Origin of the sequence: Thiosocius teredinicola, assembly GCF_002009425.1 — a bacterium.
Taxonomy (GTDB): Bacteria; Pseudomonadota; Gammaproteobacteria; order Chromatiales; family Chromatiaceae; genus Thiosocius; species Thiosocius teredinicola.
Map to the genome: position 1 here is coordinate 4,127,524 of NZ_CP019936.1, position 18,842 is coordinate 4,146,365.

Sequence of the window (18,842 nt, forward strand, 5' to 3'; positions counted from 1 at the left end):
CTTCAGAAAAGATTGAAAGCCATACGGGTGGCCAATAGAAAAAGGAAGACGGAAAACAAACGCCGAAGCAACAGATCCGGCAGCTTGTGCGCGAGCGTCGCGCCGAGCGGCGCAAACAACAGGCTGGCCCCGACGACGCCGCCGAACACCGGCAGGTTCACGTAACCCAGGCTGCCTGCCGGCATGCCTTGCTCGTCGAGCCCACCAATAATGAAACCCGCCGTCGCACTTGCCGATAGTGGCAAGCCGACCGCGGCAGCGGTAGCGATCGCGCGTTTCACCGGTATGCCGCAGTAGCTGAGGAACGGCACATGCATCGCCCCGCCGCCGATCCCCATCAAGGCCGAGGAGATCCCGACGAACGTGGAGACCGATGCCAGGCCGGGCGTTGAAGGTAGGGGCCGGTGCGCCGCTACCCGGCTCATCGCCATCTGCACCGAGACAGCGAAAAGAAACACGACAAAGGCGATGTACATAATCTCGCCCGGTATCAGGTCGGCCAACCATGCGCCGACCAGCGAGCCGACGAACACACTCGGCCCCATGATCTTGAACAGCCCCCAGTCCACAGCCCCCTTGCGATGATGGGTATAGATACTCGATATCGCCGTGACGACAATCGTCGCCAAGGAGGTGCCCACGGCCATTTTGATCGCCAGGTTTGCCGGAATGCCCTGCCGCTCGAACAACAGGGTAACGATCGGTACGATGATCACTCCGCCGCCAATACCGAGCAGACCGGCCAGCGTGCCAGCAACTGCGCCGGCACCCAGCAGCATGGGCAGGTCCATCAGCGTTTTCCCACGATATGTTTTTCATGTTCGCGTTTGAGTGCGCGCGACATTGCGATACGCCCTTCCTGTACGAAGGCCTCGTGGTTGGCCACCACCTGTTCCGGGTCATACAGGTAATTGACCATGACGCCGTACGACTGCGTCATGCCCTTCACCGACTTGTCGGCGCCGACATTGATGCGTTCGAGAACCGCGCCATTGGCCAGATGAAACGCCGCGACCGGATCGCAGCAAACCCCGGGCGAACGCTTCATCGCGCTGATATACAACAAAGCAAGACGCGCCAAAGGCCCGGCCAGTGCGGCGGCGTGCTGGTCGAAGTTCTGCAACAGTTCAAATACCGCAGCGCTTGGCGAGGCCTGGTTGCTGTGCTCGGCCAACGCCGGTTCGAAATCCTCCAACAAGGGATCGAGTCGTTCACGCGGCCAGTCTTCGATGTCACCTGCCAGCAACATGTTCAGCCGTTCGGCGAAACGCGGCATCGGCGACAGCGTAACGAACCGTTTCAGCTGCGGCAGTTCGTCGCCCAGGTCACTGAGTACCTGCTTCAACAGGAAGTTGCCGAAGCTGATACCGCGTAGTCCGCGTAGCGCGTTGTTGATCGAGTAAAACATCGCCGTGTCGGCGGCATAGGGATCCGTCAGTTGCGCCTCGGGGTCGATCAAGGAACCGATCTCGGCGGTGACCTCGCCGGTTAGCGCGACCTCGACGAAGATCAGTGGCTCATCCGGCAACGCGGGATGGAAGAAGCCGAAGCAACGCCGGTCGTCGGCCAGGCGACGCCGCAGATCACGCCAGCCGTCGATGGAATGCACCGATTCGTACTGCATGATCTTTTCGAGCAATGCGGCGGGACTGTGCCAATCGATGCGCTGCAGGCGTAGAAAACCGCGGTTGAACCAGGATGCGAGCAGGTGCTTAAGATCGGCATCGACGCTGCTCAGTTCGGGATTCGCACGCAACCGGTCCAGCAGTTCAGAACGCATGGCCACCAGGCTGGCGGTACCATGCGGCGCCATGTTGAGACGCCGAAACAACTCCTGGCGAGGCGGCTCAACCGCCTCGATCAGCCGCGCCAGCGTAGCCGGCTTATCTCGATCAAAGGCGGCCGATGCCTCGCTGATACCCTGCGGATCGGGACCGAACTGCGCGGCAAGCGTGGCGAAGAATTCGTCCTTGCCGTCTTTGTCGGTATTCTCAAACAGCCGCAGAATCTCGCGCGCCAAGGCGATATTTGATGCCTCGCCACGTCCGGCGATCAAGCGACGACAAAGATCGGACAACGAGTTTTTCGCTTCGTCGTCGCGCAGGCCGAGCAACTCGCGACCGCGGTCGGCGACGGTATTGGTAATGCGCTCCAGCCACTTGATACCCGGCATGATCGCTTACCTATTCTGACAAAACTCGAACGACGCCATCATTGGGCAGGCCCCATCAAGGTATCCGGCAACCAAGTCGCGATCGACGGAAACACCGACAGAATCACGATCGACAGCACCATGCACAGCACGAACGGCATCGAACCCAGCAGGATCGTCTTCAACGGGATGTCCGGCGCGATGCCGTTGATCACGTACAGATTCAGGCCAACCGGCGGGGTGATCAATCCGATCTCCATGTTGATCGTCAGCACCACGGCGAACCAATAGGGGTCGAAACCTGCAGACACCACGATCGGAAACAGGATCGGTGCGGCCATCAGGATCACCGCGACGGGCGGCAGAAAGAAACCGGCGACCAGCAAGAAGAGATTGATCGCCCCCATCAATACCCAGCGGTTGACGTCGAGCTCTGCAATCCATTCGGCAATCGCCTGGGTGATGAACAGATTGGACAGCATGAAGGCGAACACCCCGGCGGCGCCGATGATGAACAGGATCATCACGCTTTCACGCGTCGAATCACGCAATACCGCCCACAAGGCGTTGAAGCGGAACAGACGATAGATGAACACCGCCGCCAGAACGCACAACAAGGCGCCTACCGCCGCCGTTTCGGAAGGTGTGGCCACACCGCCATACAGCGCATACAGCACGCCGAGGATGATCAGCAGAAACGGGATCACCCGTGGCAGCACTTCGATCTTCTGTTTCCAGCTGTAGCGGGTAGCGCCGAGCGCGGTGTCGCCACCGCCCTGTCGCCAGGTGCTATAGATCGACCACAGCATGAACAGCCCCACCAGCAGCAGCCCCGGTAGCACGCCAGCAAGAAACAATCGGCCGATCGATGTCTCGGTAGCGATGCCATAGACGATCATCGTGACCGACGGCGGGATGAGAATGCCGAGCGTGCCCCCGGCGGCGATCGATCCGGCGGCCACACCATCGGGGTAGCCACGCTTGCGCATCTCGGGGATGCCCATTTTGCCGATTGCAGCGCAGGTTGCCGGCGAAGAGCCAGACATCGCCGAGAACAGGGCGCAGGCACCGAGGTTGGATACCACGAGCCCGCCGGGCACACGCGTCATCCAGCGCTCCAACGCCTCGTACAAATCCGCGCCTGCCCGCGTCGATGATATCGATGCCCCCATGATGACGAACATCGGGATCGACAACAGCGCAAAATTGTCGAGCTTGCCGAAGAACAGTTCAGGCAACAGCTCGAACGAAGCCGGCCCATCGAATACCAGCAGAAAGCCGGTCGCAACGATCAGCAACCCGACCGCCACCGATACACCGGAAAACAACACCAGGATCGTCACCACCGCGACCAGGGCGCCGAGCGTCAACGGCTCCATCAGTAATCCTTTTCCAAATCGCCGTGCTGCAGCACGGGCTCATCACAACGCCACGATGCGACAAGGTCGGCCAGCATCTGCAACACGAACAGCCCCAGCCCCACCGGCAACGCCAGGTACGGAATCCACAGCTTGACGCCCCACACGCTCTCCGATCGCCAGCCGCGCTCGAGCGCGACATGAAACAACTCGAAACCGTAGTACGCCATGATCGCAATGACGCAGATGCTCAATATCAACACCAGCACCGCGAGTGCCTTGCTCCACGCCGGCGGCAACATCATCGGCACAAGGTCGACATTGACGTGACCACGCAACAACTGCACATACGGCAGACCGATCAGGGTCGCCGAGATCATCAGGTAGGTAACCGCCTCGGTCTGCCAGATCGTCGATTCCTCGAGCACGAAACGCACCCAGATCATCTCGCAGGTAATCACCACCGACACCAGGATCATCAGTGCAGCGATCACGCCGCACAGTCTGGAAACCGCCGCCACACTGGTAACGATGGCCTGCTGGCATCGTCGCGTGGCGGACCGTCCTTGCCGATCCATCACAAACCTCCGGTACTGTCGCTAAGCTCAGGCGCCGGCCATCGCACTGGATAGCCGGCGCACCACGGCGGTGTTATTCGACCGACAACGCCATATCGAGCAGTGCCTGCCCACCTTCGGTTTCGTCGACGAACTTCTTGTAGGAGGACGCCTTGGCGATCTCACGCCAGGCATTGAAGTCGTCTTCCGTCATCTGCACGACTTCGACGCCGGCCTCTTTGAACTTCGCGGCGGACGCTTCGTCGGCTTTCTTGGCTTCGGCGAGGTAGAAGGCCTGCGCTTTCTCGGCACCGGCGAGCAGAGCACTCTGTTGCTCTTTGGTGAGGTTTTCGAATGTTGTCTTATTGATCAGCATCGGTTGATACATGAACCACAACGCCACATCGCCGGCCGGCGTGTAGCACTTGATCTGCTCATACAGGCGATAGGAGACGAAGCTCGACGACGAGGTGTTGGCGGCGTCGAGAACACCTGTCTGCATCGCGCTGTAGATCTCGGACGACGGCATCGAGGTGATCGAGGCACCCGCAGCCGCCATCATCTGTTCGAACGATTTGCCGGCGGCGCGAATGCTCAGACCCTCGACGTCGGACGGCTTGGTGATGCACTTTTCCTTACCGCCGAATCCGCCGGCGAGATAGCCATGCACGAGAACCATCACGTCGTCTTTCGCCATGATCTTTTCAAGCTCTTGCATGAATGGCGATTTGACCAGGCGCGCCGCATGGTCATGGTTCTTCACCAGGCCCGGCATCAAGGTCAGGTTATACGCAGGTTGCTGGCCGGCCGCGTAGGCCAACGGCACCACGGTCATATCGAGACGCCCGCGAGTCAGCGGTCGATACTGTTCTTTCGGCTTGAACAGGGATTTCGATGGATAGATCTTGAGTTGCAGGCCGACATTGGCCGCCGCGACTTCGTCGGCCACCATCTGTGCGACCTTGTGGCGCACGTCGGACGTCGACCACTGATGCGAAACCTTCAGCTCGGTGTCGGCGGCGACACTGCCTGCCCACAAAAACGACGCACAGCACAACAGCCCCGCGTTGAAAACGGATTTGCCCATGAGTAACTCTCCTCCTGATTTCTTTTTGTATGCAATCTTGGCTTTTATTGCATGCAACTAACCCTAGCGCAGCATATTGTTTTGTCAACAACGTATGCTATTGTTTCCTCAGACGGTGTGAAATCAACTTCAATAACGACAAGGTGGGATACCGCGGTGGCTGCCGTCTTAGATGCCAAGACAAATGCTAAAAACAGTACCTCGCAGGCATCGAAGCTGCGGGACGTACTGGAAGAAGAGATCGTCAACGGAGTGGTTAAACCGGGTGACCGGCTCGATGAAGCCGCGCTGGCTGAACGCTTCAACGTGTCGCGCACACCGATTCGTGAGGCCTTCAAATACCTGGTCGGCTCCGGACTGGTCGAGACCGTCCCCAACCGCGGCACCTTCGTCGCCAGTGTCGGATTGCCGCAGCTGGTCGAGATGTTCGAAGTCATGGCCGAGCTCGAAGGCATGTGTGCACGGCTCGCAGCACGCCGAATCACCGAAGAGGAAAGCGCTGAACTGCAGTCATTGCTCGACGACTGTGCGCAGGCCAAAGAACAGGGCGACCTCGACGGCTATTACTACATCAACCAACAGTTCCACGATTGCATCTACCGCGCGAGCCACAACCAGTTTCTCGCCCAGCAGACGCGTCAACTTCAGACCCGCCTCAAACCGTATCGACGACTGCAGCTCAGGGTGCGCAACCGGGCGAGTACCTCGCTGGAAGAACATCGGCTGATCGTCGCGGCGATCGTCAATGGAGACGAACAGGCTGCCGAGTCGCACATCAAGGATCATGTCCGTATCCAGGGTGAGCGCTTCACCGACTTCGTTGCGACGATCGACCACAGCTGAAGCCGCATCGCCATCACAGAGCAAGCGACCATTGACGGTCTTTGTGCGCCGGCCACGTGCTGACGAAAAGCGCCGCCAAAGCTGAATCACCCGCGCACGACCGGTATGATGCCGGGATTTCACGCGTGACTTGGCGAAATGGAGTTGTTACTCGGCACCCTTGCCCTTGCCCTGCTGATCTGGGCGATCTTCATCTTCAACCGACTGGTGCGCGATCGCCACCGGGTCCTCGCGGCGTGGAGCGACATCGACGTTCAGCTCAAACGGCGCCACGACCTGATCCCCAAGCTGGTCGATACCGTGAAGCAATACGCGGCCTACGAGCAGGCCACGTTGACCGCCGTCACCGAACTGCGCACCCAAGCTGCCGCACTGAGTGAACCCGAAAAACTGGCCTCGGTGGAATCGGCGCTCGGGGAGAAACTGCACAGCCTGATCGCAATCGCCGAAGACTATCCCGACCTCAAGGCCGACCAGCACTTTGTCGAGCTACAGCGCGACATCACCGAGGTGGAAGAGCACATCCAGTATGCCCGTCGCTACTACAACGGCTCGGTACGCAATCTCAACACGCGCATCGATTCTTTCCCCGACCTGATCGTTGCGCGATTGTTCAACTATCGCCACGCCCAGCTTTTCGAGTTCGACGCCGAACAAGCGTAGGAGAAACGCATGAAACCGCACTGGCTGTTGCTCGTATTGTTGACGCTGGTTGCACTGCCGGTTAGCGCCGCGGAGCAGATTCTCGCGTACCACAGTGAGATCGCCGTAGAGCCTGACGGTTCGATGCTGGTTGAGGAAACCATCCAGGTAAGAGCCGAGGGGCGCAACATCAAGCGCGGCATCTATCGCGACTTTCCGACCGACTACGCAGACCGCTACGGCCACAGCTACAAGGTGATGTTCAAAGTTGTCGGTGTCGAGCGCGACGGTAGCGACGAGCCCTACCATCTGCAGCGGCAATCGAACGGGTGGCGAGTCTATGTCGGTAGCGAGAACATCTACCTGCAACCGGGTATCTACACATACACCCTGCGCTACCGGACGAACCGCCAACTCGGGTTCTTCGACGACCACGACGAGCTCTATTGGAACGTGACCGGCAACGGCTGGGACTTTCCCATTCTCAAGGCCAGTGCCAGCGTTCGCCTGCCCGAAGGAATCGACAGCAGCGGACTCAAGCTCGAAGCCTATACCGGCGCACAGGGTTCAAAGGAACAGGCGTACCGCAGCGCCTCCGACCGACCGGGCGTTGCCGCGTTCGAAACGACCCGTCCGCTGGCCGCACGCGAAGGCCTGACAATCGTCGTCGGTTGGTCCAAAGGCATCATCAGCGAACCAACTGTGGCCGACCGCTTGCAGTGGCTGGTGGCCGACAACGCAAGCCTGCTATGGATGATTGGCGGCGTACTCGTGCTGCTGGCGTACTACGCCATCGCGTGGCACCTCTACGGACGCGATCCCAAGAAAGGCGTCATCATCCCCGAATACGATCCACCGAAAGGCTACTCGCCCGCATCGATTCGCTACATATGGAAGATGGGATACGACGATGACGCGTTCGCTTCGGCGGTGATCAATCTCGCTGTAAAAGGCTATGTGACGATCGACGACAAGCGAGGGGCCTATGCACTGCTGAAAGCCCCGGGAGAGCCCCAGGCGGCGCTTGCGCCCGGCGAAAAAGCACTCTTCGATGCATTGTTCGGCAGCGGCAAACAGCGTGTCGACCTCAAAAAGAAGAACCACCAAAGCGTTAGCGATGCGATCTCGGCTCACAAGAAATCCATCCTGCGCGACTACGAGAAGCGCTATTTCGCCACCAATCGCGGTCTGTTCTTCATCGGCATCCTGCTGACCATCGCGGTGATCGTGATCGGCAGTGTGCAGATCGAAGAATCCGAGGCGTGGCCCGCGGTCATCTTCCTGACGGTATGGCTGTCGGCCTGGTCTCCTGCCACCTTGTTTCTGTGGAGGGAGTACTGGCGTGGCCGTGGCAGCTCGTCAAAAGGCAGTGGCGTACCGATGTTCGTGGCGATCGCATTTACCTTCTTCGAGGTCATGGCCTTGGGCATGTACATCTACCTCACGTCGCTTGCGTTTGCGATCGTGGTCGTCATCGCCGTATTGATTACGGTGATTTTTGCCGAACTGCTGAAGGCGCCGACGCTTGCCGGACGCAAGCTGCTGGACAAGCTCGAGGGTTTCAAACTGTATCTCGAAGTTGCGGAAAAGGACGAACTCAACTTGAAGCACGCCCCGGAAAAGACGCCTGAGCTGTTTGAACGCTACCTACCCTACGCGTTGGCTCTGGGCGTGCAGAACGAGTGGGCGGAACGTTTCGCCAGCCTGTTCGATCGCCTGGAGAAACAGGGCAAGCATGTACAGCCGAGCTGGTACCAAGGCCACGGCAAACGTTTCACCACGCCCGCCAGCTTGGTCGGCGCCGTGGGTAGCGGTTTCTCGAGCGCCATCTCATCGGCATCGACACCGCCCGGTTCATCGGGTTCCGGCTTCAGCAGCAGCGGAGGCGGTGGTGGTTCGTCCGGTGGTGGTGGCGGCGGTGGCGGCGGTGGCGGCTGGTAACCACAGCGCGCACGCTGTATCCGGCGAGCCGGCCTTGTTCGATAGCATGGCCTGCGTGGCCTGCTGCTGACCGGCGCTGGTCACTGGGTCAGCAGCTACCGCCGACCCCATTGATTCGAATTCGCCAGTCGTGAAGGGTTGGCCGACCTGTCTTGATCGGCCTATCGGTCGTCCCCATATTGAAAAGTTCTGGCCAACGCGCCGCAGTATTGGCCTGCCTTCCCGACCAGGTGGATGTGGAACCTATCGCAGCATGAACGACGCAAACGACAACATCGAAGTCATTGAAGCCCCAAGAACCCTGGCACGCCCGAACGACGTGCTACCCAACGTCATCCACCTGCTGCCGGTCGCTGCGCGCCCGTTTTTTCCTGGTCAGGGTGTGCCTCTGGTGATGGATGCCGAGTACTGGCAGGCGACCATCGACGCCGCACGCGAACACGGCAACGACATGATCGGTATCGTGTTGACCACGGGGGATGAGGCCGAAGAGGCAACGGTAGACGATATCTACCACGTCGGCACGGTCGGTCGCATTCACCGCGTACATCATTCCAGCGACAACCTGCAGGTTCTCGTGGAGTGTATCGAGCGCTTCGAGATCAAGAGCTTTCTATCGAATGAAGCACCGTTCACTGCGCAGGTCGACTATCTGCGAGAGCCTGGCGGCACGCCGGATCCGGCGCTGAAACCCTACTCCGTCGCCCTGATCAACACCATCAAGGAGCTGTTGCCGCTCAATCCGCTCTACCAGGAAGAGCTGCGCATGTTCCTCGATCGTTTCGGCCCGGACGATCCCTCGCATCTCGCCGACTTCGCCGCGGCACTGACAACGTCCGACAAGGAAGACCTGCAAGCGGTACTCGAAACCTATGCACTGTTGCCGCGCATGGAACGCGTGCTGGACCTCCTGCACCGTGAACTCGAGGTTGCCAGGGCGCAGCACAAGATTCGCAGCGCCGTTGAAAAACGCATGGAGACGCAACAGCGCGAGTTCTTCCTGCGCGAGCAGCTCAAAGAGATCCAGAAGGAACTCGGGATCTCAAAAGACGACCGTACCGCCGAACTCGACAAGTTTCGCGAACGCGTCGAATCGCTGCAGCTGAGCGACGAGGCCAAGACACGACTTGGCGAAGAGATGGACAAACTGGCGATGCTCGAGACCGGTTCACCCGAGTTTGCCGTTACCCGCAACTATCTCGATTGGCTGACCGTGCTGCCCTGGGGCAGGCATTCGCAAGACCGACTCGATCTGGCGCGTGCGCGCAAGGTGCTCGACCGCGATCACTACGGCCTGGAAGACGTCAAGAAGCGCATCCTCGAATTTCTCGCGGTCGGCATCATGAAGGGTGAAGTCGGCGGTTCGATAATTCTTCTGGTCGGCCCACCGGGTGTCGGCAAGACTTCAATCGGTAAATCGATTGCCGATGCACTCGGCCGCGAGTTCTACCGTTTCTCAGTCGGTGGCATGCGCGACGAGGCCGAGATCAAAGGCCATCGCCGCACCTACATCGGCGCCATGCCGGGCAAGTTCATCCAGGCGATGAAGAGCGCCGGCACGCAGAACCCGGTGGTGATGCTCGATGAGATCGATAAGATCGGCGCAAGTTTCCACGGCGATCCGGCATCGGCACTGCTCGAGGTGCTCGACCCGGAGCAGAACGTTGACTTCATGGATCACTATCTCGATCTGCGCTTCGATCTATCGAAGGTGTTGTTCGTTGCGACGGCCAACCAGCTGGATACCATCCCCGGGCCGCTCCTCGACCGCATGGAGATCATCCAGCTATCGGGATACATCAGCGAAGAAAAGCTGCAGATTGCGCGGCGCTATCTGCTGCCACGCCAGATCAAACGCGCCGGCCTGAAGAACGCACAATTGAAGCTGTCCGCCGCAACCCTGCGCGCGATCATCGACGGCTACGCACGCGACGCCGGGGTGAGGCGCCTGGAAAAACAACTCGGCAAGATCGCGCGCAAGGCCCTGGTCAAGGTGCTCGATGGCGACGAAACGCCGATCACGGTCGATGTCGACGATTTGCAGGACTACCTCGGCCCGCGCATCTTCCGCGACGAGCGCACATTGCTGGGGCCTGGCGTGGTTACCGGTTTGGCATGGACCGCGATGGGCGGCGCGACGTTGAACATCGAGGCCGCACGCGCGCACGGCTTCAACCGCGGCTTCAAGCTGACCGGCCAACTCGGCGAGGTGATGCGTGAATCCGCCGAGATTGCATACAGTTACCTGCTCGGACACGCCGAACGACTGGGCGCCGACCCGCAATACTTCAAGGAAGCCTTCATCCATCTGCACGTGCCGGCCGGGGCAACACCGAAAGACGGACCGTCCGCCGGCATCACGATGACCTCGGCGCTGTTGTCCCTGGCGCTCGGCAAACCGGTTCGCAAGATCGCGATGACCGGCGAGATCACCCTGACCGGCGAGGTGTTTCCGGTTGGCGGTATCCGTGAGAAGGTCATCGCCGCCAAGCGCGCCGGCATTCGCGAACTGATACTGCCGGCCGACAACGAAGGTGACTACAACGAGATCCCCGATCACATCCGCAAAGGGATCAAGGTGCATTTCGCCGGCACCTACGACGACGTCGCGCCGCTGTTGTTCCTCAGAGCCAGTCGGTCGACGCCGGCAAAGGCAGGCCGACGTCACTGAGGACTGTTTTGAACTCGCTCAGTATCATTGCGGTCGCGCCCCATACGCGGTGTCCGTCGACATCGAAATAGGGTGCCCTGATACGCAGGCCGTCGCTGACCGGGAAACTACCCTGCCTGACCGTTGCCTCGTTCAGCAGGTCATCCAATGGCAACTCGATCAGTTGCTCGACCTCCAGCGGATCCGGTCGATAGCTCGGTGATTCGGTCGAGTAGGCGATGAACGGCTTGACGAAGAAACAACTGGTCGGGATGAACAGTTCGGTCAGCGCGCCGATCACCTGCTTGTCACGCACCCGAACACCGGTTTCTTCGTCGAACTCGCGCAGTGCCGCCTCGCTGTGATCTTCACCTGCCTCAAGCCGCCCGCCGGGGATACTGATCTCCCCTGCATGCACGCCGTCGTAGGCCGATCGCTTCATCAACACCGTCGTCCACACGCCGGCACGCGGAAACAGGTAGATCAGGACGGCGCTCTGGTAGCGTTCGGTGGCCGTCAGCAACGCATCGCGCGTGCGCAGGCGCGCGGCCGGCGCCATGACGAACTGCGCGTCCTCACCCGGCAAGGTGCTCGACAAGCGACCGCGTAATGCTTCGACGAATTTACCCATGATGCGCGACATAAGCTTTGTTTAGTCTTTTTTCAGCCGCATATAAACACACTGAATCGAAATTCCGGTGCCGGCGCCCCGGCAAGGTACGCACCTGAACTCTGCCTGAAGGCGCCCGCACAGGGATGAGACCGCTGTCCGGAATCGCGTGGTCAGCCGGGCGCCCGAACACGGCTGGTACTTGGGAATATAACGGCGACATCTTCCTTGACTATAGTCAGATGTATCCAGCAACGCCCCACCGGGCAGGAGGGTGCAATGGCCGTCGCAATCAGCCTACGCGAGTTTCTCGACGATCATCACCTGCCGTATGACATCGAACGGCATCCGCATACCCAATCAAGTCGCGACACCGCCGAAGCTTCGCACCACCCGGCTGACCGTGTCGCGAAGTGCCTGCTGCTCAAGGATGACGAACGCTACCTGTTGATGGTGCTGCCGGCCGACCGCCGTTTGCACCTCGGCGAACTGCACCGCTCGATGAACCGCCCGATCTGCCTGGCGACCGAAGACGAAGTGGCCAAGGTGTTCGCCGACTGTGAGACCGGCGCGATCCCGCCGGCCGGTTTACTCTACGACCTGGATACCATCATCGATGATGTGCTGCTGATGCAGCCGGACGTGTATTTCGAGGCCGGAGATCACGAGCAGCTGATCCACATGAAACAGGCCGACTTCCGCAAGCTGGTCGGAGATGCCTCGCACGGCGACTACAGCTGCCACGACTAGCCGCGCTCACTCCTGAGCGTCGAGTGAGGCCTGCTCGCCGTGCGGTTGCATGGCGAGCGGGCGTCACGTCGTTCAGCAGTTCGACCAGCCGTAGGTGGTGTAGATGCAACCATCGGACGTACCACCGACACCGCCGCCGGCTGCGTTGCTCCAATGATTCCAGTTGCCGCTGTTGTCGTACGAGCCGCTGCCGTAGCGGGAGTTGTAGGCATTGCTTCCGGACGGACATCCGCCCGCGCCGGAACTCTGGTTGTACCAGCAGCCGGTATTGGCATCGACCAGATAGCTACCCGGCGCGATGTAGGTGCCGAGCGCCTTTTGCAGATTGTTCTTTTGCTGAACCGTCAATTGCTGGCCGTTGATGTACACGTCGCTGCCGCCGGCGAACGCTGCCGAGGCAACGCCTAGCGACAAGGCGAACACGAACGGCACGGTAACTTTCTTCAGGATCAAGGTAGGTCTCCTCATAATCGTTATGCATGCACCTTCAATGAATGCACGCTGGATGCCAGTTTCCAGGCACCGTCGCCCCGGCTGATCACGCAGGCTGTGCGCCGGCATCGCCCCGGTTGATGGACTCCATACCAATTTCTTTTTATTCAATCACTTGTCGACACATAGCCACTACTTTGCCGAACCGCAGCTGCCCCCCTTGAGTGGCCCGCTGGGAGCACTCGCACAGCGACTGCTACAACCTTCTCACAAGCGACGCTCGAAAAGTGTCGGGACGAGTAGAACGTTTAAGCCAAAACGTCTGCCCGGTCGGCCAGCAGAGCGGCCCCCCGGCGAGGCGGTCGGCGACCTGCAGTCGTTGTAGGATGGTGGGTGAGGAGGAATCGGCAGTGACGACCTCAACCCAGCGCCATCCCCCGTACCTGGAACCCGGCCCTCGCCTGCGCCGCTCCCTGTCGCTGCCGCTGATCACCTTCTACGGCCTGGGCAATATTCTCGGCGCAGGTATCTATGTGCTGATCGGCAACGTGGTCGGCCACGCCGGCGTGCTCGCACCGGTGTCGTTTGTCCTCGCGGCGTTACTCGCCTGCCTGACGGCCTTCAGTTATGCCGAGCTCTCCGCGCGCTACCCGCTGAGTGCCGGCGAGGCCGTGTATGTCCAGCAAGGCCTCAAGATACCCGGCCTGGCGGTCGTGATCGGCCTCCTGATCGTCACCGCCGGCTGCGTTTCGTCGGCGACGATCATGCGCGGCTTCGTCGGCTACCTGCGGGTATTCGTACCGGTGTCCGATGGCCTGGCACTGCCGGTCCTGGCCGCGGTACTCGGCGGGCTCGCGGCATGGGGAATCAAGGAATCCGTGACCGTCGCGGCCCTGCTGACGGTATTCGAGATGCTGGGCCTCGCGCTGATTATCGGCGTCGGGGCACCCTCGTTCGCGACGCTACCGACCGCAGTAATCAACGAGGCAGCTATCCTGCCTGCGGGCGCCTGGACAGGTATTCTTGCCGGGGCCTTCCTCGCCTTTTATGCCTTCATTGGCTTTGAAGACATGGTCAACGTGGCCGAAGAGGTGCGCAAGCCGGAGCGCAATCTTCCGCGCGCCATTCTTTGGGCCCTGGCGCTTTCGACCGTGTTGTACCTGGCCGTGGCTCTCGTGGCCGTCGGCAGCGTCGCGCCTACGCAGCTGGCAGCGTCGGAGGCCCCACTCGCACTGATCTATCAGACACTGACCGGTCGCGAACCGGTGGTGATCACGTTGATCGGCATGTTCGCGGTGATCAACGGCGCGCTGATCCAGATCATCATGGCGTCGCGCGTGGTCTACGGCATGGCCGACCGGCGCTGGCTGCCGCAGGTGCTCGGCTTCGTGCACCCCGCCTCGCGCACCCCAGTGCTCGCGACGCTGCTGGTCGCTGCAACCGTCATGTCACTGGCGCTGCTGGGCGCCACGGAGTCGTTGGCCAAAGCCACCAGCTACGTGCTGCTGATCGTGTTTGCGATGACCAATCTATCCCTGTGGCGGCTCAAGACCAGCGCACCACACCCGCTTGGCATCTTCTGCGTGCCGGTCTGGGTGCCGGCGCTGGGCACCCTGGCTTCGCTGGTGGTGATCCTGGGTCAGTCCTGGCTGGACCTCCTGCATCCGTGAGCGCACCCAGCCGCCAATTGCTCGCCTGAATCCGCCCCGCCGGTCGGCGCCGTAGATCCTTCAAATCGCAAAACATCCGGTGGGAGCGCCGCCTGCGCGATGCTGGATCAATGTTGCGATCCCGACCAACGGCTGCACACAACACCCCCAAAACCCGGCTTTTACCTCGTCGAGGCCCGGGCGGTCGACCGGGATTGTGGGTAATGCCACACCGCGCCCGCCCCGGCAGTGGAAAGGCGTCGGCGGCGGACGAATACTCAAGCCCAGGGAAGTTGCTGTGACAAGGATGCTTTGCCGACAAGGACGCCAAGCGAACAGGGACGCCCGACCAACAGGGAGGTTGCACCAACACGGATGTTGCAACAACAAGGATGCCGACCGGAAAAAGGAGATGTTTGCCAATGGATGCAGTGCGCAGGGAACGCAATTGAAGGATCCATCAGGGCAGGGACGCCCAACTTTTTTCGCAACCGGGATTACGAAGGACCACCAGGGGCAGTGCAGCGGGACAACAGTTTACAGGGGCATTCGTTGTCCTCACCGCTAGCCCGCCGCCCGGTTGACTCGCTCGACACAATCTAGAAAACAAGAACAACCGGCCGAAATTCCGGTGCAGCCCGATGAACCACAGGTTCGACTGCTCGCCGCAATGAGGCTCACACGCCAGGGTAGCCGTTCTGCTGCATTGCGCAGCAGATGCGGTAAGAGATGCTGTTGCCGGGTTTAAACCGCGGCACTCTGTTACTTGACGATGCGATTATCCAGATGTGGAAGGAACTGAGCTTGCAGATCAAACCTAATGCCCGACACCTCTCCCGGCTCACGGGACTCGATCGGATTTTGCCAGACCGCGTTCAACGCAACTCTGTTGTCTCTGCCTATGCGTGACACAACATTTTCAGGGCAGAACCCGCGGCCGATCTACGCGCGCACGCCTCGTCGCAAGGGACACAGCGGTTGGCCAATGAGTGAGTTCATGGAGGAATTGTCGATGAAGCGACTCCGGATTCCCGGATCATTAACGCACGGAGACTTCCCATACGCGTCGCCGGAGAAGACGTTCAATGCCGTGGCATTCGATTATCTGTCTCCGGACAGCGCTCAGCGCATTCCGACAAGCGACCCGGCTACCGTCATTACCGCGCTCGACGCCCTCGGTGCTGCGATGGTCGTCGATGAACGCAACGACCCGAACAACGGCGATGCCGACTTCTCCCCGATCTACACTTTTTGGGGACAGTTCATCGATCATGACATTACGCTCAACGCCGACCGCAACCCGGTCGACAGCCCCTTCGATATCACGACCGATGCCTTTGCCCCGGTCGCGCCACAGCAGGTAAGCCAACGCCTGGCGAACTTGCGAAGCCAAGCCCTGAACCTGGACAGCGTGTACGCAGGTGGCCCCGGCGGCAACCCGTCGCTGTACTGTCCGGGCGATCCAACGTTTCATTGCTGCAACGTGCGCCCTGGCGCCTTTCTCACGGGTCTCAACCAAGACGCCGGCGGCGAGACGCCGACCAATGGAGCAAACCCATGCCGTGATCTACCGCGGTCGAACGATGGCTCAGGCCACGCGATCATCGGTGATCAACGCAATGACGAGAACCTGATCCTTGCCCAGTTTCACCTGGCAATGCTGCGGTTTCACAACGCAGCGCTCGACAGGCTCGGCGACTTCGAACGGGCGCGCGAGCAGACCCGGCTGCATCACCAGTGGTTGGTCGTAAACGATTACCTGAAGACCGTCGCCGACCCGCAGATCGTGGACGCCGTCGTCCACTCGGGATTGAGTCGCTACAAGTTTGCCGGTGGCTTCATGCCGGTCGAATTCACCGCGGCGGCGTTTCGTTTCGGTCACGCAACCGTCAGGTCAAGCTACGACCTCAACGCGCACTTCGGCCGCGGCGGCACTGTTGCCGACCGTGCATCACTTGAACAGGTTCTTGAACTCACCGGCAATGCGCATGCTGCCGGGCATGCCGCTCTCGGCGGCAACAGACGCTTGCCCGACACCTGGATTGCCGACTGGTCACGCCTGACCGGTTGTAACCGACGGTTCAACGACGGCGGCCCCGAGCGCCGCTCGAAAAAGATCGACAGCTACCTTGCCGAACCACTAAGCCATCTGCCGAACGAGCCGTTTGGCGAAGAACCCGGTGCGGCACATCACCTGATGCAGCACCTCGCGCAACGCAATCTGCGTCGCGGCTTCCTGCTCAGCGTGCCGACCGGGCAGGCAATGGCCGCACTGGCGGACATCGCACCGCTAACCGCTGCGCAGCTCCTCGATGACACCGGCACAGGCCCGCGGCCTGCACTGAGGGATGCGCTGCTCAAAGACAACGAGCTTCTTCTCGCCCATACGCCCTTGTGGTTCTATGTGCTCAGAGAGGCCGAAACCCTGGGAGGAGGCAACCGTCTGGGGCCGATCGGCAGCCACATCGTCGTCGAAACGATCGTCGGCCTGCTGCGCTCGAATGATGACTCGTACCTCAACCGCAACTGGTCGCCGTCCGACAGCGAGATACCAGGCGGGCGGGACATTCGTTCGATCGAGGACTTTCTGCAGTTTGCCGGCGTCGCCTGAATGCACCAAAGCGGCGCAAGGGAATGAGATGATTTTCCCTTCCCCATCCCATGAGGGTCGCTTTTTCTATTCAACGATCCAACGCGGTATATTAGGGCGCAACAAAACGATAACCCGCAACAAAGCTGTCAGGCAGTATGACATCCCCTGGGGTCGGACCATGTCGTCACCACGTTACGAAACTTCGTGCGTCGAACGGTTCCTGCGATATGTGAAGATCAATACGCAATCGCAGGAAGGCGGCACACGCTTTCCCAGCACGCAGGGTCAGCTGACCTTACAGCAGATGCTCGCCGAAGAACTGCGTGAGATGGGCGCCGCCGAGGTTGACCTGGACCGACACGGGTACCTGTTCGCAACCATTCCTGCTACCTCTCAGAAAAGTAACGTCCCGTGCATCGGGTTGCTGGCGCATGCCGACACAACGCCCGGAATCAGCAGCGAGCAGGTCACTCCCCTGCTGCACCATAATTATCAAGGCGACGATATCGTCTTGCCGAACGCGCCGGAGATTCGCATCCGTGCGCAAGACAATCCCGACCTTCGCGACCAGATCGGTAACACCATCATCACTGCATCGGGCGACACCCTGCTTGGCGCAGACGACAAGGCGGGAATCGCCGAGATACTCGCTGCTGCCGAATATCTGCTGGGCCATCCCGAGATCGCGCACGGCAAAATCAGAATCGGCATCACGCCCGATCAGGAACTCGGCCGGGGTACACAGCATTTCGACACCGAGCGGTTCGGTGCATACCGCGCCTACACGATCGACGGCCAAGGCCTGGGACAGCTGCAGACCGAATCATTCTGCGCCGACACGCTGCACATCGAGTTCACCGGGGTCAGCGCACACCCGGGCTATGCCAAGGGCAAACTCGTCAATGCCGTCAAACTGGCAGCCGAATTCATCCACCGCCTGTCCGCCACCGATTTCAATCCCGAGGCTACTGAGGGCCGTGAAGGCTTCGCCCACCCGGCGCATATCGAGGGCAACGCGGAACATGCAAAGGTCAGCCTCCTGATACGCAGCTTCGATGTCGACGGCCTGCGTACCATCGCATCAAAGGTCGAAGCCATCGCGAGCGATATCATGGCCGAGCATCCGGGCGCACAGCTGACAAGCGCGGTGCAGCCGGGCTACCGCAATATGTGCGAGATCCTCGATGCCCAACCGCAAGTCGTCGAGCGGGCGAAGAGAGCCATCGAACGCGCCGGATTACGCGTTCGTCACGAACCGCTGCGCGGTGGCACGGACGGCTCGCAGCTCTGCTTCAAAGGCCTGCCGACCCCGAACCTGTTCGCCGGCCAACACAACTTCCATTCGAAAACCGAGTGGATATCGACATACGATATGCACAAGGCGGTCGAGGTGATCATTGAACTGTGTAGAGAATGGGAGGAACGTACGCCCGACTGACAGGCACCGGCAGCGGCATTACAACGGAAGCGCCAGGCCGGCGCCGACCCAGCGGATACGGGCTTGAACCGCTGTTCGCCGGAGGAACCCTATAAGATGGCACGGGAAGTCGGACCTACCCGATTTGACCAGCGCCACGG

15 protein-coding genes are annotated in these 18,842 nt (G+C 60.5%); 8 read left to right on the forward strand and 7 right to left on the reverse strand.

Features of this window, described 5'->3' with window-relative positions; translation table 11 throughout:
• Window positions 1-2: 2 nt before the first annotated feature.
• From B1781_RS19560 to dctP, 5 genes are all read right to left on the reverse strand, one after another.
• On the reverse strand, window positions 3-791 hold the full coding sequence (locus tag B1781_RS19560) for a sulfite exporter TauE/SafE family protein (RefSeq protein WP_078121261.1): 789 nt from the start codon (window positions 789-791) through the stop codon (window positions 3-5).
• Entirely contained in the window at window positions 791-2,173 is a 1,383-nt protein-coding gene (locus B1781_RS19565) for a malonyl-CoA decarboxylase domain-containing protein (protein WP_078121262.1), read from the reverse strand. Before B1781_RS19565 ends, B1781_RS19560 begins: the two co-directional genes overlap by 1 nt.
• Window positions 2,174-2,211: 38 nt before the next feature.
• Entirely contained in the window at window positions 2,212-3,531 is a 1,320-nt protein-coding gene (locus B1781_RS19570) for a TRAP transporter large permease (protein ID WP_078121263.1), read from the reverse strand.
• The gene (locus B1781_RS19575; protein ID WP_078121264.1) at window positions 3,531-4,088 is read right to left on the reverse strand and encodes a TRAP transporter small permease; all 558 of its coding nucleotides are present in this window, start codon (window positions 4,086-4,088) and stop codon (window positions 3,531-3,533) included. The genes B1781_RS19570 and B1781_RS19575 overlap by 1 nt, the downstream gene beginning before the upstream one ends.
• A gap of 73 nt (window positions 4,089-4,161) precedes the next feature.
• Entirely contained in the window at window positions 4,162-5,154 is a 993-nt protein-coding gene (dctP, locus tag B1781_RS19580) for a TRAP transporter substrate-binding protein DctP (RefSeq protein WP_078121265.1), read from the reverse strand.
• 156 nt (window positions 5,155-5,310) lie between these two features.
• On the opposite strand from dctP, the gene B1781_RS19585 reads away from it, so the two are divergent.
• The 4 genes from B1781_RS19585 to lon all read left to right on the forward strand — a co-directional run bounded on the left by B1781_RS19585 (window position 5,311) and on the right by lon (window position 11,251).
• Window positions 5,311-5,997: a GntR family transcriptional regulator gene (locus B1781_RS19585; protein ID WP_334223796.1), complete on the forward strand. Its 687-nt coding sequence runs from the start codon at window positions 5,311-5,313 to the stop codon at window positions 5,995-5,997.
• A gap of 138 nt (window positions 5,998-6,135) precedes the next feature.
• The gene (locus B1781_RS19590) at window positions 6,136-6,660 is read left to right on the forward strand and encodes a LemA family protein (RefSeq protein ID WP_078121267.1); all 525 of its coding nucleotides are present in this window, start codon (window positions 6,136-6,138) and stop codon (window positions 6,658-6,660) included.
• Between the two features lie 9 nt (window positions 6,661-6,669).
• Window positions 6,670-8,580 carry a DUF2207 domain-containing protein gene (locus B1781_RS19595; RefSeq protein ID WP_078121268.1) on the forward strand — a complete coding sequence of 637 codons (1,911 nt, stop codon included), beginning with the start codon at window positions 6,670-6,672 and terminating at the stop codon, window positions 8,578-8,580.
• Between the two features lie 253 nt (window positions 8,581-8,833).
• Window positions 8,834-11,251: an endopeptidase La gene (gene lon, locus B1781_RS19600; protein WP_078121269.1), complete on the forward strand. Its 2,418-nt coding sequence runs from the start codon at window positions 8,834-8,836 to the stop codon at window positions 11,249-11,251.
• Here the strand turns inward: lon and B1781_RS19605 are convergent.
• Entirely contained in the window at window positions 11,205-11,861 is a 657-nt protein-coding gene (locus B1781_RS19605) for an NUDIX hydrolase (RefSeq protein WP_164513471.1), read from the reverse strand. The two genes, lon and B1781_RS19605, sit on opposite strands and share 47 nt — an antisense overlap.
• A gap of 258 nt (window positions 11,862-12,119) precedes the next feature.
• On the opposite strand from B1781_RS19605, the gene B1781_RS19610 reads away from it, so the two are divergent.
• Window positions 12,120-12,590, forward strand: coding sequence for an aminoacyl-tRNA deacylase (locus tag B1781_RS19610; RefSeq protein WP_078121271.1), 471 nt, complete (start codon window positions 12,120-12,122; stop codon window positions 12,588-12,590).
• Window positions 12,591-12,662: 72 nt separating this feature from the next.
• Here the strand turns inward: B1781_RS19610 and B1781_RS19615 are convergent, their stop codons facing one another.
• Entirely contained in the window at window positions 12,663-13,043 is a 381-nt protein-coding gene (locus tag B1781_RS19615; protein WP_078121272.1) for a hypothetical protein, read from the reverse strand.
• 389 nt (window positions 13,044-13,432) lie between these two features.
• Here B1781_RS19615 and B1781_RS19620 point away from each other — a divergent pair, with 389 nt between their 5' ends.
• The 3 genes from B1781_RS19620 (at window position 13,433) to pepT (ending at window position 18,702) form a co-directional block, all read left to right on the forward strand.
• The gene (locus B1781_RS19620) at window positions 13,433-14,692 is read left to right on the forward strand and encodes an APC family permease (RefSeq protein ID WP_164513472.1); all 1,260 of its coding nucleotides are present in this window, start codon (window positions 13,433-13,435) and stop codon (window positions 14,690-14,692) included.
• 991 nt (window positions 14,693-15,683) lie between these two features.
• Entirely contained in the window at window positions 15,684-17,282 is a 1,599-nt protein-coding gene (locus B1781_RS19630; RefSeq protein WP_164513473.1) for a peroxidase family protein, read from the forward strand.
• A 160-nt stretch (window positions 17,283-17,442) separates the two neighbouring features.
• Window positions 17,443-18,702, forward strand: coding sequence for a peptidase T (gene pepT, locus B1781_RS19635; RefSeq protein WP_078121275.1), 1,260 nt, complete (start codon window positions 17,443-17,445; stop codon window positions 18,700-18,702).
• The last annotated feature ends 140 nt before the right edge of the window (window positions 18,703-18,842 follow it).

Bases quoted from the DNA above. Each gene is read 5' to 3' on its own strand.
- B1781_RS19610 (WP_078121271.1), top strand. From the start codon at position 12,120: ATGGCCGTCGCAATCAGCCTACGCGAGTTTCTCGACGATCATCACCTG.
- B1781_RS19595 (WP_078121268.1), top strand. From the start codon at position 6,670: ATGAAACCGCACTGGCTGTTGCTCGTATTGTTGACGCTGGTTGCACTG.
- B1781_RS19575 (WP_078121264.1), bottom strand. From the start codon at position 4,088: ATGGATCGGCAAGGACGGTCCGCCACGCGACGATGCCAGCAGGCCATC.
- lon (WP_078121269.1), top strand. From the start codon at position 8,834: ATGAACGACGCAAACGACAACATCGAAGTCATTGAAGCCCCAAGAACC.
- B1781_RS19565 (WP_078121262.1), bottom strand. From the start codon at position 2,173: ATGCCGGGTATCAAGTGGCTGGAGCGCATTACCAATACCGTCGCCGAC.
- B1781_RS19590 (WP_078121267.1), top strand. From the start codon at position 6,136: ATGGAGTTGTTACTCGGCACCCTTGCCCTTGCCCTGCTGATCTGGGCG.
- pepT (WP_078121275.1), top strand. From the start codon at position 17,443: ATGTCGTCACCACGTTACGAAACTTCGTGCGTCGAACGGTTCCTGCGA.
- B1781_RS19630 (WP_164513473.1), top strand. From the start codon at position 15,684: ATGAAGCGACTCCGGATTCCCGGATCATTAACGCACGGAGACTTCCCA.
- B1781_RS19570 (WP_078121263.1), bottom strand. From the start codon at position 3,531: ATGGAGCCGTTGACGCTCGGCGCCCTGGTCGCGGTGGTGACGATCCTG.
- B1781_RS19560 (WP_078121261.1), bottom strand. From the start codon at position 791: ATGGACCTGCCCATGCTGCTGGGTGCCGGCGCAGTTGCTGGCACGCTG.
- dctP (WP_078121265.1), bottom strand. From the start codon at position 5,154: ATGGGCAAATCCGTTTTCAACGCGGGGCTGTTGTGCTGTGCGTCGTTT.
- B1781_RS19605 (WP_164513471.1), bottom strand. From the start codon at position 11,861: ATGGGTAAATTCGTCGAAGCATTACGCGGTCGCTTGTCGAGCACCTTG.